At 58.4% G+C, this 16,453-nt stretch carries 10 protein-coding genes and 1 riboswitch; of the genes, 4 read left to right on the top strand and 6 right to left on the bottom strand.

The window, feature by feature from the left end; genetic code table 11:
* The first annotated feature begins 234 nt into the window (after positions 1–234).
* From H0921_RS06875 to H0921_RS06860, 4 genes are all read left to right on the top strand, one after another.
* Positions 235–1,089 (top strand): sugar phosphate isomerase/epimerase family protein, encoded by an 855-nt coding sequence (locus H0921_RS06875; RefSeq protein ID WP_194537318.1) that lies wholly within the window; start codon positions 235–237, stop codon positions 1,087–1,089.
* 298 nt (positions 1,090–1,387) lie between these two features.
* The gene (locus H0921_RS06870) at positions 1,388–2,572 is read left to right on the top strand and encodes a DUF1573 domain-containing protein (protein WP_194537317.1); all 1,185 of its coding nucleotides are present in this window, start codon (positions 1,388–1,390) and stop codon (positions 2,570–2,572) included.
* A gap of 216 nt (positions 2,573–2,788) precedes the next feature.
* Positions 2,789–4,891 carry a thioredoxin domain-containing protein gene (locus H0921_RS06865; RefSeq protein WP_194537316.1) on the top strand — a complete coding sequence of 701 codons (2,103 nt, stop codon included), beginning with the start codon at positions 2,789–2,791 and terminating at the stop codon, positions 4,889–4,891.
* 350 nt (positions 4,892–5,241) lie between these two features.
* The gene (locus H0921_RS06860; RefSeq protein ID WP_194537315.1) at positions 5,242–5,856 is read left to right on the top strand and encodes a hypothetical protein; all 615 of its coding nucleotides are present in this window, start codon (positions 5,242–5,244) and stop codon (positions 5,854–5,856) included.
* 106 nt (positions 5,857–5,962) lie between these two features.
* Here the strand turns inward: H0921_RS06860 and H0921_RS06855 are convergent, their stop codons facing one another.
* The 6 genes from H0921_RS06855 to H0921_RS06830 all read right to left on the bottom strand — a co-directional run bounded on the left by H0921_RS06855 (position 5,963) and on the right by H0921_RS06830 (position 16,399).
* On the bottom strand, positions 5,963–7,759 hold the full coding sequence (locus tag H0921_RS06855) for an amino acid permease (RefSeq protein ID WP_194537314.1): 1,797 nt from the start codon (positions 7,757–7,759) through the stop codon (positions 5,963–5,965).
* A 104-nt stretch (positions 7,760–7,863) separates the two neighbouring features.
* Positions 7,864–8,005: riboswitch (cyclic di-AMP (ydaO/yuaA leader) on the bottom strand.
* A gap of 75 nt (positions 8,006–8,080) precedes the next feature.
* Positions 8,081–9,382, bottom strand: coding sequence for a nickel pincer cofactor-dependent isomerase, group 22 (locus tag H0921_RS06850; protein ID WP_194537313.1), 1,302 nt, complete (start codon positions 9,380–9,382; stop codon positions 8,081–8,083).
* A 58-nt stretch (positions 9,383–9,440) separates the two neighbouring features.
* Entirely contained in the window at positions 9,441–11,459 is a 2,019-nt protein-coding gene (locus H0921_RS06845) for a M28 family peptidase (RefSeq protein WP_194537312.1), read from the bottom strand.
* Between the two features lie 321 nt (positions 11,460–11,780).
* Complete coding sequence (locus H0921_RS06840) at positions 11,781–13,013, bottom strand: hypothetical protein (protein ID WP_194537311.1); 1,233 nt, start codon at positions 13,011–13,013, stop codon at positions 11,781–11,783.
* A 237-nt stretch (positions 13,014–13,250) separates the two neighbouring features.
* Positions 13,251–14,912, bottom strand: a complete 1,662-nt coding sequence (locus tag H0921_RS06835; RefSeq protein WP_194537310.1) for an exosortase C-terminal domain/associated protein EpsI — start codon at positions 14,910–14,912, stop codon at positions 13,251–13,253.
* Positions 14,909–16,399 carry a tetratricopeptide repeat protein gene (locus H0921_RS06830; protein WP_194537309.1) on the bottom strand — a complete coding sequence of 497 codons (1,491 nt, stop codon included), beginning with the start codon at positions 16,397–16,399 and terminating at the stop codon, positions 14,909–14,911. Before H0921_RS06830 ends, H0921_RS06835 begins: the two co-directional genes overlap by 4 nt.
* Positions 16,400–16,453: the final 54 nt, after the last annotated feature.

Below are 16,453 nucleotides of genomic sequence, written 5' to 3'. Positions count from 1 at the left end.
CGGAGATCATGGACCTGCTTGAGGCAGCGCCCGGTGTCCAGAACCCAGAGGAATACACCAGAAGGAACGGCGGAAAAGTCCCCCTGACGCTTGCCGCTGGGATATTGGCATCGGAGAATGCAGCAAAGCAGGGCAATAGAAGCGACGTTACGCGCAGAGGTCCCTTGCCGGCAGAATCGACGGCTGAACATACCAGGGTGCCGCCCTGCATTAGCCACTGGGGGAGAGGTCAACATGAAAATCGGGATGAATCTGCTTTTGTGGACAGGGCAGGTCACTGCTGAACATTTTCCGCTCCTGGCCCGCTTGAAGGCTGCCGGGTTCGATGGGGTGGAATTGCCGATATTCGGCGGCAAGCCGGAGGATTACAAACCGATCCGCGCCGAGTTGGATAAGCTGGGTTTGAAGTGCACCACCGTCACGATCCTGACGCGGGAAACTAACGCGGTCAGTCCAGACCCTGCCGTTCGCCAGAAAGCGGTGGAGTGGCTCAAAACAGCCATTGAGATCAACCACGTCTTGGGTGCGGAAACGATGTGCGGGCCGTATCATTCCGCCTTAGGGGAGTTCAGCGGGACAGGCCCGACGGAGGAGGAAAAGAAGCGTGCTGCCGATGTCCTGCGCAGCGCCGCGGAATATGCCCAACAAGCCGGACTCATGCTCGCCATCGAATATCTGAATCGATTCGAGTGCTATTTTCTCAATACCGCCGCTCAAGCGGTCGAATTGGTCCGGATGGTGAATCATCCTCATTTCCGGGCAATGTACGATACCTTCCATGCCCACATCGAAGAGAAAGACCCAGCAGCGGCTATTCGCACTGTGGCACCTGTACTCGCCCACGTTCATATCAGTGAAAACGATCGCGGCACTCCAGGAACGGGTCAGGTCCGTTGGGATGCCACTTTCCAAACTCTGCGTGAGGTGGGCTACGATGGCTGGCTGACGATCGAGGCCTTCGGGCGTGCCTTGCCGGACCTGGCGGCGGCGACCCGTATCTGGCGAGACCTGTTCCCAAGTTCTGAGGAGGTGTACACCTGTGGTATCGCCTTCATCCAAAATAGCTGGAAAGCTGCCGCACGGGCGTAACGCTACGAGATGACAGCCGGTCAGGTCCAGAAGTAGCCCTAACTTTCCCGAAGCGCGAGAGACCTGTCGGTTCCCCCTCCTGCTGTAATCCATGAACTTTCCAGTCAGGAAGTTACCTCCACGTAGCGGTTGGGGGAGTTCCAGGTGTAAGAACTGTGCCGGTCCTGAGGGGCAGGGATGCCCTAGCGGGAAGCCCAGAAGCGGGCCGATGACAAGTTGCCGCGCTTGTCTGGTCGATGCCCCCTTACACGGGGTGAAGTTTTGCGCGCCCCCGGAGAGGACCACGCAGGAGGCAGACATGCCACGCCGCGGCGCTTGGACCAGCCTATGTATTGCTTGGGTCTGTTGCCTCTTCAGTCACACTCCTGTCCAGGCCCAAGGATTACTTCCCCATTGGTTGCGGCCAAATCCCCCCGCCCCCTCCCCTTCAACCACTCCGAGAACAACAGGTCCTGCTGCCGCGCCGAGTGCTAGTGGGGGGAATTCCACCTCCGCCGCGGCGCCCGTGGCTCCGTGGGCCAATAAGCTCTTCTTGCCGGATATTGCTCTCCACCGCGAGCAGGCTCCGCCGCCCGTGATCGTCCACGATTTCGGCGAAGTTCCTCACGGGACCGTCTGCCTGCACCGCTTCACAATTACTAACATCTATGACGTTCCGCTCCAGATCACCGAAGTGCGCAAGAGTTGCCATTGTCTCGACTATGTGCCGATGACCAAGGTACTGCAACCGAACGAGTCGGCAGAGTTCGTGGTCACGATGAACACAGGCAAGTTTGTGGGGTTCAATGCCCAGACTCTTTACGTGACCTTTGGCCCCAGGTATGTCTCGACGGCGATCCTGCGCTTGCAAGCGACCAGCCGGACCGATGTCAGTTTGCAACCGGGAGCTATCCAATTTGGCGTAGTTCCTCCGGGAACGCGAGTGGTCCAACGGGTTCTGATTAAGTACAGTGGTCGGAACCGCGATTGGAAATTGACCGAAGTGGTGGCTCCATCCCCTGCTCTTGGGGCCAGTTTAACCGAGGTCAGCCGGGGTGGATTACTCCGCGGCGGAGTCGAATATCATGTCGATGTCGTGCTCCAAGCGGGAACCGAGCCGGGTCCGCTCAACGAGACGGTTTACGTCAAAACGAATGATCCCGCGCAGCCAGTGTTGCGGATTGCTGTGTCGGCTGTCATTGCCGCTGTCGTGGAATGCTCTCCCGCTCAGGTTCAGTTTGATCCTGTACCGCTGGGCCAAAGCGCTACACAGCGCGTGCTAGTGCGAGCAGCCCGCCCCTTCCGCATTCTGGGCGTGGAGGGAGAAGGCCAAGGGGTAAGTGTGGAACTACCACCGGGGAACAATCCGCTACCAGTTCAGTTCGTGACCGTCAAGTTTAGCCCGTCTCAGGCAGGCACCATCCAGCGCACGCTGCGCTTATTGACCGATCTGGATGGGACCGCTGTTTCCTTACCGTTGTCAGCCAAGGGAATAAGTCGCTGAGTCCAACCGCTGGCGAACCTCTTTCCGGAATTGGCTAACGTCTCCCAAGAAGGGGATTGTCAGCTCCGCGCACGCCTCGAGACCTGTGGCACTAATCTGTGTACTACGCGGCGCACACTCCGACCTACAATAGATTTGTGATGATGCCTGGCGGAAGAACTCCGCGGCTATTCATCCCTCATTCTTTCCCCCTCTGCCTCCTGAGGAAGCAACTCGATGGTTTCCTACAACCGTTTGGCTGGCCAGCGTAGTCCCTATCTGCGCCAGCATGCAACCAATCCCGTCGACTGGTACCCCTGGTGCGAAGAAGCCTTGGCCCTGGCGCGACAACTCGATCGTCCCATCTTTCTGTCCATCGGGTATGCGGCTTGTCACTGGTGTCATGTGATGGAGCACGAGTGTTTCGAAAATCCTCAGATTGCCGCCTTGCTGAATGCAAATTTCGTGTCCATCAAAGTGGATCGTGAAGAACGGCCCGATCTCGATGCCTTGTACATGACAGCCCTGCACCTTCTCACCCGGGAAGGAGGCGGCTGGCCCCTGAGCGTCTTTCTGACTCCACAGTTGACGCCGTTTTATGCCGGGACTTACTTCCCCCCGGATGATCGCTACGCGCCCCATCGGCCAGCGTTTCCGCGCCTTTTGCAAGCCATTATCCAGGCCTGGCAAAGCCGACGGACGGAAATCGAACAATTGGGGCAGCAGGTCATTACCGCCCTGCAACAGATGCAAAGCGCGGCGGACACGCCGCCGGTATTGCTTTCCGAGTCGATCCTAAGGGATGCTGCCCGGGCCTTCCAGCGTGCGTTCGATCCCGTATATGGCGGGTTTGGTGCCGCTCCTAAGTTTCCCCATGCCGTCGAGCTGTCGCTACTTCTGAGGCTGTCGCTCCGATTTCGGGAATCGGCACTCTTGGCTATGGTCTGCCAGACACTGACTGCCATGGCTCGCGGCGGCATCTACGATCAGCTAGGCGGCGGATTCGCACGCTACAGCGTCGATGCCCGCTGGCTTGTCCCTCACTTTGAGAAGATGCTCTACGACAATGCTCTCTTAGCCAGCACCTATACGGAGGCGGCCCTACTGACGGGTGATCCCTTCTTGGAGGAGATTGCCCGTTCCACACTCGATTATGTATGCCGGGACCTGGCTGTCCCCGCGGGTCTGTTCTGTTCCTCGGAGGATGCAGATAGCGAAGGCGAGGAGGGAAAGTTTTATCTGTGGACTCCGAAAGAGATGGAGCAGATATTGGGACGGGAGCTAGCCGAGTTTGCCTGCCGTGTCTGGGGTGTGACAGCAGCGGGGAACTTTGAGGGTAAGAATATTTTGCACCGGCAGGGGAGCGATGCCGAGGACGCAGAACGATTAGGCATCCCGCTGGAAGAGTTTCGCCAAAAACTGGCGGAGGCGCGAAACCGTCTGTTTCAAGCACGCCAACAGCGGGTACGTCCTGACCGAGATGATAAGATCATCACCGCTTGGAATGCCTGGGCGATCGCCGCCTTGGCTCGTGCCGCTGTAGCCTGGAACATTCCGGAATACCTGATGCGGGCATGTCACGCCGCAGACCAGTTACTCCGTTATGCGCGGGATTCTCAAGGGCGGTTGCTCCGCTTAGCCCAGCTTCCCGGCGATAATGCGCCGCCTCCCCCTTTGGGCTTTCTGGAAGATTATGCGGCCCTGATCGATGCTCTGATCACTCTCTACGAAGCCAGCGGGCAATTGTCCTACTTGCAATCGGCAGTGGAGTTAGCCCGATCCATGCTCCAGCGCTTCGCGGAGGCACATGGGGGCGGCTTCTACTTTGTCGCGAGCGATCAAGAACCGCTACCCGCCCGCCTCCGAGAACAACACGATGGAGCTACCCCTAGCGGCAGCGCGCTGGCCATTACAGCCCTGTTGCGCCTCTCGCATCTACTGCAAGATGTTGAGTTGGCGCGCAAGGCCGAGGACGCCCTGCGGACCTACGCAACACTCATGCAGCAGCAACCCCTGGCTGCGGGTCAGTTCCTGATAGCGCTCGATTGGTATCTTGGCCCGGTGGATCAGGTCGCAGTCATTGGGCGGCGCTCAGACTCTGCTACCGCACGCGCCTTAGATATGATTCGCCAGGCATTCCGCCCCCGCCAGGTCTTGGCGATCCATGATCCTGACGCTGGTCCCCCGCCACACCTGTTACCTTGGCTGGCTGGTAAGGTGGCTTGTCAGGATACGGTCACAGTCTATCGCTGCCGGGAGTTCCAATGCCAGTCCCCCTTGATCGGACCGGAGAGGGTCGAACAGGCGTTCCGCCAGGAGCCATTGGCTTCTCCGTCCTGAACGGTGCTGCCGTGGGGAAAAAAAGAGGAGGTTGTGAGCAAGCGGGAATGCCGTTGTCGAGGTCATTCCAGGGGGCTTCCTGCGAAAATGTTCGGAAGGAAGTGGCGCGGACGAGAACCGAGAGGAAACACAATGCTTTTGGTTTGCGAAATGGCGAACTGCGGGAGCTACTAGAGCGTCTTACCGATGCTGGACAGAGTGGAGTCAGAAAGAACCAAGGAGCGGGAACGATCCTTGGAGCGACTGCCTGTTCAGAACTCGGACGTGAGCATCAGGTGTTCGATGCTCGCTGAGAGGCAAGGTAGGGGCACACCCAAATCCACGGGTGTCCATCAATTACAGGAGTGTTCATGATGCCGGAGGTCAATGCTATGGGATGGGTCGGAGTTGTGTTCAGGTTGGGGGGATGTGCCAGTGTGTTAGGGTGGGTCTTGATGATCGAAGCCATCGGTACGGGGGCTGAGGCCACATCGGAGGATTCAGCGCAAAAGCCGGTTGTGGTCAAAGTCGGCAAGCTCTCTGCTGTGGCACCAGAGGCATGGAAGAATGAGAAGCCCAGCAACCGTTTGCGCTCTTATCAGTTCCGCTTGCCTGGAGGGAGCGGACTTCCCGATGCGGAAATCGCAATCTATCCGGAGAGCCATCCCAGTCCGGAAAAGAACTTCCCGCGCTGGCAGGCTCAGTTTGTGCCTCCAGAAGGTAAGACGCTGTCTGACATCAGCCGTGTTGGCGTTTGGGAGTTGCCCGCAGCCAAAGCGCACTATCTGGATATTCAGGGAACGTGGAAGTACCGCGAGCGGCCTAAGGACCCCTCCTCAAAGGAGATGATCCTGGAGAATTATCGCGCCATCTGGGTGATTGTGGTGGAAAAAGATGAGGCTACCCATATCCGTTTCAGTGGTCCGGCCCCGGTTGTGGAGAAGCATTACAAGAGCTTCGAGCAGTGGATCAAAGCGTTGAAGTAACCATCAAAGCCCCAACGTGGCACTTTGTGGCCACCAAGTGGATCAGCCTGAGGTCAAGAAGGGATCCCCGCAGGCTAGCCCGTGAGTTTGCAGTAGGGGATTGGCATCAGGCGTGGATCAACAGGGTGATTCGTTCCGGTAGGTATTGAGCCACCTGCTGGATGACATCACCTTTCATGAGACGATCGAGACGGCCCCGTTGGGAGACACCGAGAATGAGCAAGTCCACCCCATACGTCACGGCCAGTTCGAGGATGGCCTCCGCAACATCATACGTGACAGCGTACAACGGCCGCACAATAATGCCCATGGGTTGTGCTAGGGTCCGGGCTTCCTTAAATAAGGCTTGAGCTTCTTCATCTTCGGTCCAATTCGGTGTTGTCACGGATCCCATGGGGATGACAGCCAATTGCCGCACAAACAGGACGAGTAACTCGGCTTGGCGGTTGCGGGCCTCTTCAACGGCGAAGCGAAGCAAACCGGGATTGCCGCGCGTGGCGACCAGGATGCGTGGAGGCGTCCGAGGAACAGTTCCCGCTGCCGAGTGCAGGGGAGTACCACTTTCCAAGTGGCCTGGTGAAGCAGGTGGCGACGGCAGAAAAATCGGACGATAACGATGCCACCACGTTTGGAAGTAGGGCGAACGTCGCAAACTTCTCAACGTAAACCCGCCTAGAATAATACTGAGAGCAAACATTAGAGCATGGGGTTTTTCTACCGCGATTGTAATAGCAATCGCCCCCATCAACAGGCCTAAGCCGCCTAAACCAAGGCGTTCGCCACGGCAGATAGTGAGTTGGCCGTTGGAAGCCGTGGTCAGCAGATTGATCGTGACGGCTCCCACTACTCCTATAGCGTAAAGGTCCGCCAAAGCGGCCATGTCAGGAAAGAGCAATATAAGGGTCGCAGGCAGAAGCACAGCAAGTAACAAGGGTAACACGGGCATCCCGTAAGCGTTCAGCCCGGCAAAGAGGTGAGGCAGTTCCCGGTCGCGTGCCATCATGTATTGGAGGCTGACCAGTCCCGCCAGTGCGGTATTTCCCGCCGAAATGAGCACTAACGCAAAAACGATGGCGGCGGCAAAGGCAAAAAACGGACCGACATAGTATTCGGCCAGCAAACGGAGCATGTCATCGCGGTGGGCGGTGTAAGCCATCTCAGGGTTTCCGTCACCGAGAATGGAGAGAGGGACAGCTTGCATTGCTATACACATGATCACATTGAAAATGGCAATTTCAAGCACAACAGGATAAATGGCTCGGCGCGATGTTCCTTCGACGGGAAGAACCATGACGCCGGTCAGATTGGCTATCGTTTCGACTCCAGAGATCGCTAGGATGATGAAAGTAAAGTGCATCCACCACTGCCCGGGACCGCCAGCGGGGCGCTCGACTTCCAGATACGGCATGCGAGGGAGGGTGGCCAGCGCGATCACCAGAGTGATTACCACAGCGCTAAGGGCGACGACGAGGGCGCCATTGCCGGATTTACGCGGTCCGAAGAGGTTGACCACCCCCAGAAGCAATAGGCACCCGGTGGCCCAGAGATGAGGGGAATCCAAGCGGAGGTAATGAAAGGCGTCGAAGACCGAGGCGGCTGCTGTCACCGTGTAATCTGCGAATAAAAGCAGGCCGCCTAAGACGCCTAGTAAAGGATGCCGTAATCGGCCCGAGGTATACACCCCGCCACCATCCGGATACAGACGGCAGATGACTTGGTAGGCCCAGCCGATGCCGAGCAACAACAGGGACATGGCCAACATGTACCAAATCGAGGCATGGCGGGCATAGAAAAAGCAAAGGCCGAGAACGTAAAGCCGGCTGGTGCCCCAATCCCCAAAGAGCATCGCACCGGCATGATACCAGCGCAGTTCGCGGGGCCGATGCCCTTGACTGATCTCCATAAAGTAGTGCTATCTGTCTGACAATGGCAGCAGACCAGCGCCGAGGCCGACCGCTCCACACGGTCGGCAAATCGAGGTGGGCTGTTGTTTACACACGCCGCTCCTGCGATGTCCTCGGACGCCTACGGGGTTAGCTAGTTTGGGCTAGGAGCCGAGTTACCCCCTCCTGATCGTTCAGGATTCGCCCGGTATTTGAGGTCCCCCGTTCCACCTGCTTCATGCAGATGGATTCGGCGACTTATCGCGGCAGCGCCGATCCATTCGGTTCATCTCCATGCTAGCTTTATCCACAGACAGGGGCAAGAGAACCCATCATTACCCTCATAGGTGGACTTGCCGACGGGCACGTACCGAGTGGGGAAAGAGTTTCTCCTGGAGGAGTCGGCCCGTTTCATCGAAGGGCAACGGTTGCGGATCGCCAACCAGTTCCAAGTCGGAACGCTGGCGAGCTTCCTCGGCCAAGGGGGCAGAGACCCACAGTTCCGCCACCTCTAAGGTGTTGGGTATCAGGCAAAGCTTGACCTGATCGAGTTGAGGTTGCCAACAAGTTTGCAGGCAAGCGGCGATAACTTCCCGATCGGTGTCGAAGGCCAAAGGTAATTTGCTTCGCCAGAGGAAGCGGGCGGTCAGATTGTTCATTCGGAAAGGCAACGGATCGATGGCTGCCAACGCCCGCGTGGTGGTCAGATCGGCAATGCCGATTCCTGTGGCGTTCCCGTGGCTTTCTGGGGAGACATCGAGCAGACCGATACGTGTGATCCGAGGCACATTCGTTTCCATTTCTGGCGAAGCCTCGATGAGCATGCGACCCACGACATTCGGGTCCAACCCAGCCCCGGAGTAATTTTTGCCACATTCGCCCACGATCAACACATCTAGGGCCGAGAAGGGGATGCGACCCATCAACTGCCGGGCCTGTTCCAAGAGTTGCGGTTCCCGTTCCCAAAGGTCCTCGCGGTCGACGACTTCGACGTGAGCTGTCTCTTCACGGGCATTTTCCAAAATGGCCAAACCGCCCAGGAAAGGAGTTTTTTCCAGGATCACTTTGGCTGATTCCGGCATCATGTCCCGTAGGCCGCGGGTCCCGAAACTGTGGACCTGGTCGGCGCCCTGACGCTTTCCTAAGCCAATCACCAGCATTTTGAGGATGCCGCTCTCGAACCGTCCTCGGAAATCCGTGTGGGGTTTCACGCGGGAGATTGTCACCACACCGTCCGCTGACAAAGCGTTGCGATCCCACCAAACGGGCTGACCCCAGGAGTTGTGACCGATACACACGGTCTCCATATCGGTCAGGACGGGAACACCTAAATGGACCTCGTCGATCTGATAACTCGCCAGCAACTCGCGTTGGCCCTGGGAGGTTGCTCCGCCATGCGACCCCATGGCCGCTACGATGAAAGGGTTGGCTCCCCGTTCGCGTAACACGGCCAAAGTGGCGCGGACAATGGTCAGATAATGGCGGATTCCTCGGCTGCCGCACGCCACAGCAATCCGCATGCCCGGACGGATGCGATCTAAGGTGCGGGACCGGTGCCACGCCTCTTGGACCGCCATCGATACGTCAGCAATCTCCGGTTGCGGAGCGATTTGGCGCACCAGTTGAACAAGCGGGAATTGCACGGTTGGCTGGTCTCCTCTTCTCCTCATCCACCCCTTCCAGAGGGGATGAGGCCCTTTCTCACTCTGGGATCACGCGCAGCGTCAATCGCTGATTCTGACGCAGGATTGTCACTTCCAATGGCGAGCCGCTTTTTTGCCGGCTCATGACCGTCATGTAGGTGCTGATATTTTTGATGTTTTCTCCCGCAATCGCGATGATTCGGTCTCCCTCTTTGATTCCTGCCTTTTCCGCCGGGCTGCCGGGAGTGACGCCATCGACCAACACGCCGCCATCTTCGCTTTCGTAGTTACCCGGACGGATACCCAGACGCGGAATCTGGGTGCGGGAAGGTGTCTGAGCGCGGGGATCCGTCGGGTCGCGCCAAACTTCGCGCGTCACCTGGAACTTCGGCCTTTCTGGTAGGTTGGCCGCCGCTTGGATCAGCCGCTCTGCAAAATCGACGACATGGGCCATTCCTTCATAATTCAAGGTATCGGCCTTGTCGGAAGGACGATGATAGTCCCCGTGGGTCCCTGTGTAAAGAAACAGCACGGGTATCCGTTTGCGATAGAAGGAATCGTGATCGCTCGGTCCTGTCCCGGCGGCGAGAGTGCGAAGGACTAAACCGGGATTGCCATTGGCCTGATGAACCAGAGCTTCCAATCCTGTGCCTGTTCCTACTCCATAGACGAGCAAGCGCTCTTTTTTCTCCCAGCCGAGCCAATCGGCAGGTACAAGTCTGGCCCGTCCGATCATGTCCATGTTCACCATCAAAACGGTGGTCTCCAAAGGATAGATCGGTTCCCGGCAGTAGTGCAGAGAGCCATAAAGGCCGCGCTCTTCCGCACTGAAGGCGATGAAGAGGAGGCGGCGTCCTTGACGTTGGGGCTGCGCGGCAAAGCGATAGGCCAGTTCGATCAGGCCGCTGGTACCGCTGGCATTGTCATCCGCACCGTGATGGATCTTTCCCCGGGCGTTCGCACCGCCCAGACTCCCGATGGTGCCATAGCCGATGTGGTCGTAATGGGCGCCGATGACGATTGTCTCTTGAGATAGCGGCCCCGAACCCTCCAGTACGCCGACAATGTTCTTGCACTTGTATTCGGTGCGTTCGACGCGGATAGCGGCCTGAAGCATCCAGCCTTCTAGAGGGAAGGAACGGGGACGCAGATCGGCATCGACCGCTTTCTCCCACGCTGCTAGTGACTTTTGCTGTGATTGCAACATCTGGTCGAGCAAAGCTCGTTTGAGGAACAGGACCGGGAACGGCGCGGCGGGATGGCCCACCGCATGGTTGGCAAATTGCGGCAAGGGGTCGCGCTCCCCTGCTGAGGAAGCATCATTAACGATAACTACGGCTACCGCTCCATGCTTATGAGCGTTGGTGATCTTGGTGACGAACGCCGCATGAGTGCTCTCTTCGGGAGTCGGCACGTTGTGATCGAAGCGTTGTTCGCCCCGTTCGTTAGGCCGGGGAGTCCGGCGGAGCAACACTACGATCTTGCCCTGGACATCCAAACCCGCATAATCGTCGTATTTCAATTCCGGGGCTGTAATTCCATAGCCGGCGAAGATCAGCGGAGCCTGAACTTTGCCACTGCTGCTGAAGCCCATGACGGCAAAATCGCTCCCGGAGTCCAAATCGACTTGCTGGTTTCGGGGACCACGCAGCGAGGCTTGGGGGCGTTCGCTTAGCCTGGCACTCGCTGTGACCGTGAACGGCTGGTAGTAGCTGCCATCTTTTCCCGCGGGCTTTAGACCGGCTTTGCGAAACTCCTCTGCGATGTAGGCCGCGGCCTTTTCGATTCCTTGTGTGTCGATGCCGCGCCCTTCACATTCCGCACTGGCTAAAAAGCCGACGTGCTGCCGCAGACGTTCGACAGCGGCCTCGCGGCGTAAGTTCCGTCCTGCTTCTCTTTCGCTGGCCGGTTTGGACTTAGCGGTAACGCCTGTCGTCTCTGGTCCCTGGAACGGAAACTGGGATGTTGCGCTTCCTGGGTCGCTTCGCCCGGCAGGAACCCACAAACAGGCCAGACTCAAAACACCCCAGCATACCCACAACGGCAGGGGTCGGGACAAAGATCGGTGATGATTCATAAGAAGTGGCCCTTATACGAAGGCTGGCGATCTTCGGTTGGCTATTTCTTGCTTTATTATCCGACTTCCAGAATGCCAAGGACAAGCTCGGACGGGGTATTACCTCATGGAGTAGAAATAGGTTCCAGGGAGAAAATGTTTCATCCATATATCGACAAGCGGGATCGATGGGGATGGACAGCGGGGATTATGCATACGGGGCATTCTTCATGCGAGGCGTGTGCATGGGAATGGAACACCGAACTTTATGCGGGAACACACGGAAGCGTAGATGTCTCTGGGCAAGGCGATGACCCTTGTCTCCAGAGGAGCGATCCGGCCTTAGGGCAAAGGGAGGGGGCGCAAAAAATGCTGCAATAGGACCGTGGGATCGATGGGGGGCACGGTGCCCGGCGGCGCGGCGTATGGACCGGCGTATGGAGGGTATCCATAGAAGTATGGAGGGTACCCGACCCCCGGTATTGGGGCGGGGGAGTTGTGGGCGAGCATATCGTTGCGAATGGGATTCAAGGGAGGTATCGGCGGCAAACGGCCTGGCGGAGGAGAAGCCGGCGGAGACTGCGACCGGCTGGCAACCTTGTAGGAGTCGCTAGTGGCCGCGGAATGGGATTCTGTGGGTGGCCAGGTACTACTGGCGGAAGTGGCAGCCTGGGGATCGCTGGCATAAGCCCGATTGTGGGAAGGAAGAGTCCAGCTCGCGTTAGCGTTACCAAGTGATGACGGAGAGGGGTTGGCGGAGGAGCGGGGGTCACCGCCGGCGGGAGAGATTCCGCTACCTGGTGGAGTTATCCCGCCACCGGGTGAAGGGGACAGGGGATTGGTAGCAGGCGGGACTTTCCCCCCGCTAGGACTCATCCCCCCGGTTCCTGGAGACCCCAATCCGGGAATAGTGGGAAGATTGGCTGGCGGGGGGAATGGTGCAGGCGTTCCTCCGGGAGTGGGAGGAAGGACGGGTGTGCCACCACTTGCAGCAGGTGGAACCGCGGAGGGTAGTCCGCTACCTCCTCCTGCGGGGAGTCCTCCACCGCTTGCTCCTGGAGGCAGTCCGCCTCCTCCTGCGGGGGGCAGACCGCCGCCTCCCTGAGCAACCGCCTCGCGAAAACGGGTCAAATCATGCCGTCGGATGACAATCCCCACGCCATTCGGACCCGGCCCCATCGTATAGACGCCGAACTGTCCGGTAGTAGTCTCGGCCAAATATAAGGCGGACTGGCCTTGAGTGATGTAACCCGTGGTCATGAGGAAATGCACGTCGGCCTGGCGCGCCAAACCGAACTCGGTGGTGAGGTCGACTTCGGCCCAACCGACGATCTTACCGCTGTTGCGGTCGATCACTGTACCCAGCAATTTGCCCGCCTTGTAATCCAGCAGCCAGACGCCGTCGGTCGGAATGCGGGGATTGACTGCCACGGCACCGGTGGCCATGATGTAGTCGCCGTAGCGATCATTCGAGGCAGCATCAGCCGGTTTGCTATCGGAAAGGAAGAGGGTGGACAGGGCCGCTCCTGCTGCCGCCGCCAGCGCAATGGCCGACAATTGCATCATCCCTCGCATATTCCGTTTCCCCCCTCTGTGCCCAGTGCTCTTGACCCGAATCTCTCCGGGGCTATACCCAAATCCTCGCTCTTGTCCAGATCAGTCTTGCGTCTGCGGATTCTTGGGTGCAACCAGATTTTCTGGGGGTTCCCTGCCGGGCAGCTCTGCTAGTCTGGGGAAACACCTCGCAGGTTCAGCCCCCACCCCCAGAGAATCTAGTTACACCCGGATTCTTTGCCTGAATTGGCAGGGATCCTAGGGGGACGTTGGGTAGGCCCACGGGCAGAGTTGGTACAGATGCACGGCAAGCTGGCTTAGAAATTCATACGAGACGGCCTCCAGGAGCGGCCGTTGACCCCAGAGGGGAGTCCCCACCCAGACGCTCAGCCGTCCCCGCACCTGGGATTGGCGTTGATACCACAGGCGTTCCAGAACCCATTCGTGCGAATTTCCAAGCAGTTGAACCCGACGTTCATCCGCTTCGCTCCAAACCTGCTGTCCCTCTTGCGTCCAATACCAGATCATGTATCTCTGGGTATCTCTGGCAAATAATCGTTCGGTGACAGTCAACTGTCCGGAAGGCAAAGGCAGAGAAATGGGTCGGCGGTCTAAGCAGGTAAAGCCACGATTCGGCCAGCAGATGTCGGGGTGATGATACCCCTTCACCATAGCGGGAGAAGACCAGAAGATGATCCAGACCTCCCAGGTATGACCCAGACTGTCGCAATAGGCACGGTGCAAAATCTGATCCGGTGTCAACATTTCCCGAATGGGTTCGGGAATTGGCAGGTCCTGCCCAGTGAAGTCGGCGAAGTGGAGGGGGAGTTGCTCCAAGGGTGCCTCGGCTTGGACCTCCGCTTGCTGCTGCCGCCCCAGCCACGATGCCAGGAGGGTAGCAAAAGTGATGACTCCCAGGATGGTGAGAACCATGTGGATTCCGCTGGTGAATTGCCCTGCGGTGGGGATCGGAAGGCCACGCAGGGTATCAAGTTGGGACCTCAGCGCAGCATCATGCCTTAGAGTTTGAGAAAGAGGAAATGGGGAGAGAGAAGGGGTGGCTGGAGAGAGACTGACGACAGAACGCGGTCGCGGTTGGAGGAATCGGGTCAGAGCATACAACAAGCCGAAACCAATGATCACCATGAATAATCCGAGACCTTGGTGCCGCCATCCTTGAATGCTTGCTGGTCCCCAGCATTCGCACAAAATACCGCTGGCAATCACTCGCACTGCGTTGATCAAGGCGATCAAGGGGAGGGTGAGTAGAAGCAGGATTAAACCTCGCCGGAGAGAGAGATGATGCAGGTAAGCCAGAAACGTGGCGACCGCCAGCATTGCCGTCACAGAGCGGACGCCGCTGCACGCTTCCACCACGTTCAAATCGCAATGCGGCAGGTGGAGGATAAATCCGTCACGCTGGACATTCCATCCCAGGGCATCGAGGACAAAGGCGGCTAAACCAGTGGTCCCGTGTTGCAGGCCAAATTGCAAAGGAAGTTGCAGGCGGTTTGGGAGCGGCAAGGCGAACAAGAGGAATGCCAGAGGGAAGGCGAAGTGACGGAGCAGGGGCAGGCCGCCCAAACGCAGCAATGTGCCAACGACCAAAGTCTGCCAGGAGACAAAGAGCCACCAGAGCAGGAGCGGGCGCGGAGTCACTTGGGCTTGGAGGAATACGCCGAGGGGAAAGAGGAGACCGCCGCTTAGCAGCAAAACCGACGAGAGAAACCGCGAGGAGGATAGTTCCGCCGGAATTCCTTGAGCGTACCTCTGCCATGCGATCACGGCGGCCACTAGGAGGATGAGCCAGCGATCGGCATATTCCGCCTGGATGCCCCAGTAGCGGATCCAGGGAGCCAGCCACCAGGGGATGGCCACCGTCAGAAGGAGCACACAAGCTGTTGTTGCGGGGATCCTCACGGTTGTTTCTTGTTTTTGCTATCGCTGGAAGAGGGGGGAGCATTTTTCTTCGGGGATGCCGGGTCAGGAACGAGTTTGCGAGCCAGTTCCTCGGCTTCCTGGCGATAGAACATCGGGGCTTTGTTATTGAGGGCGGCTTGTACCAGGGTACGGGCCTCGTCGGAGGCACCCCGTGCTTGCAGCACCTTGGCCAGAAAATAGGCCCCATCAGGGCTGAGCAGAGTCAAGCCGAGTGCCGAGCGAGCAACCCGTTCCGCTTCCGCCTCACGCCCCGCTTGGAGGAGCGTATAGGCTAGCACGGCTCGCGCATCCGCGTGCATCGGCTGTTGGCGGACATAATTTTCGGCCAACGCGATCGCACGCTCCTTGCCTCTACCATCGCCGTTTTCTGCCAGCAACAGTGCGAGATTCACGAGGGCAAAGGGGAACGAAGGATAATCCCGGACCAGGTCCTCGAAAATCTTGATGGCTGTGGAGTAATCCCGCTCCTGGCGGGCGAAATAGCCGGTCAAGGCACGAGTATCCCGGCTGTCGGGTTCGAGCCGTTGGACCGCTTCGAGGTGAGAGCGTGCCTCTTTGATTCGGCCCTGTTCCAGCAGAAACACGGCGAAGAGACGGCGGACACGAACATCTTGTCCGTGGCTGGTGACCGCCTTCTGGAACCAGGCTTCGGCCTGATCGAACTCGTGACGCACAGTGTAGAGTTGGGCCAGTTGCAACTCGGCAGGTTCCAGTGTAGGGTCATCTCGCTGGGCTTGCTGCCATTGTTGTAAGGCTTCTTCAGTTCGGTGGAGCAGGAACAAGAGTCGGGCCAAGCGCTGCCGAAGGCGGGCGTTGCGAGGATCGGCTTGGAGGATTTCGCGTAACTGGGTATAGGCATTGAGGTAGTCCTGGCGGGCCTCATAAGCCGCCGCTAGACCGAGGCGTGCTTGCAGTCGCACTTGTTGTTTGTAAGCAGCTTCCCACCGAGGCGTGTCCAGCACGTCTAGAGCCGCCTGGCAGTTGAGAATCGTATCTGTGATCCGGCCTTCGAGAAAAGCGAAGTGGCCATTGGTTAGAAACACTTCCGGATGCTTGGGATCATCGCGAGCGGCTTGTTCCAGCCAGGAACGGGCTTGAGCTAATTGACCGGATTCGGCACACCACCGCGCCAAGAGGACCTTGGGCGGCATGGGGTTGTTCGGGGTGGTCTTGGCGGCCGCTTCCAGGATTTGCAGGGCCTCTTCCCATTTGCCGGCCTGGAAGGCTTCCCGCGCTCGCTTCTGGTCAGGAGTCAGAACGATCCCTCCATTGTTCGGTGGAGGAGGTGGGGTGGCCGGAGGGTCTGCCGGTGTGGTGACAGCGGGAGATTCGGATGTTTTCTTCTGGGCAGGTTCGGCAGGACTGTTCTGGGCGAGTGTGGGTTTCGCCTCCATCACGAGCGGATCCGCCCTTGTGAATGGACCAGCCACGAGCAGCCAGATGAGCGGACCGCCTAATCGAGCCATTCTAGTGCTCCGGAGACATCCCCGCTTGTGTGTTTCTTGTCCCTCAGAACCGGG

Source organism: Thermogemmata fonticola, assembly GCF_013694095.1.
Classification (GTDB): domain Bacteria; phylum Planctomycetota; class Planctomycetia; order Gemmatales; family Gemmataceae; genus Thermogemmata; species Thermogemmata fonticola.
Note: the sequence above shows the minus strand (reverse complement) of the source record. Positions and strands in the feature narration are given on the sequence as shown.

Excerpts from the sequence above, each read along its gene's own strand:
- H0921_RS06875 (WP_194537318.1), top strand. The coding sequence starts at position 235 with ATGAAAATCGGGATGAATCTGCTTTTGTGGACAGGGCAGGTCACTGCT.
- H0921_RS06870 (WP_194537317.1), top strand. The coding sequence starts at position 1,388 with ATGCCACGCCGCGGCGCTTGGACCAGCCTATGTATTGCTTGGGTCTGT.
- H0921_RS06865 (WP_194537316.1), top strand. The coding sequence starts at position 2,789 with ATGGTTTCCTACAACCGTTTGGCTGGCCAGCGTAGTCCCTATCTGCGC.
- H0921_RS06860 (WP_194537315.1), top strand. The coding sequence starts at position 5,242 with ATGATGCCGGAGGTCAATGCTATGGGATGGGTCGGAGTTGTGTTCAGG.
- H0921_RS06855 (WP_194537314.1), bottom strand. The coding sequence starts at position 7,759 with ATGGAGATCAGTCAAGGGCATCGGCCCCGCGAACTGCGCTGGTATCAT.
- H0921_RS06845 (WP_194537312.1), bottom strand. The coding sequence starts at position 11,459 with ATGAATCATCACCGATCTTTGTCCCGACCCCTGCCGTTGTGGGTATGC.
- H0921_RS06840 (WP_194537311.1), bottom strand. The coding sequence starts at position 13,013 with ATGCGAGGGATGATGCAATTGTCGGCCATTGCGCTGGCGGCGGCAGCA.
- H0921_RS06830 (WP_194537309.1), bottom strand. The coding sequence starts at position 16,399 with ATGGCTCGATTAGGCGGTCCGCTCATCTGGCTGCTCGTGGCTGGTCCA.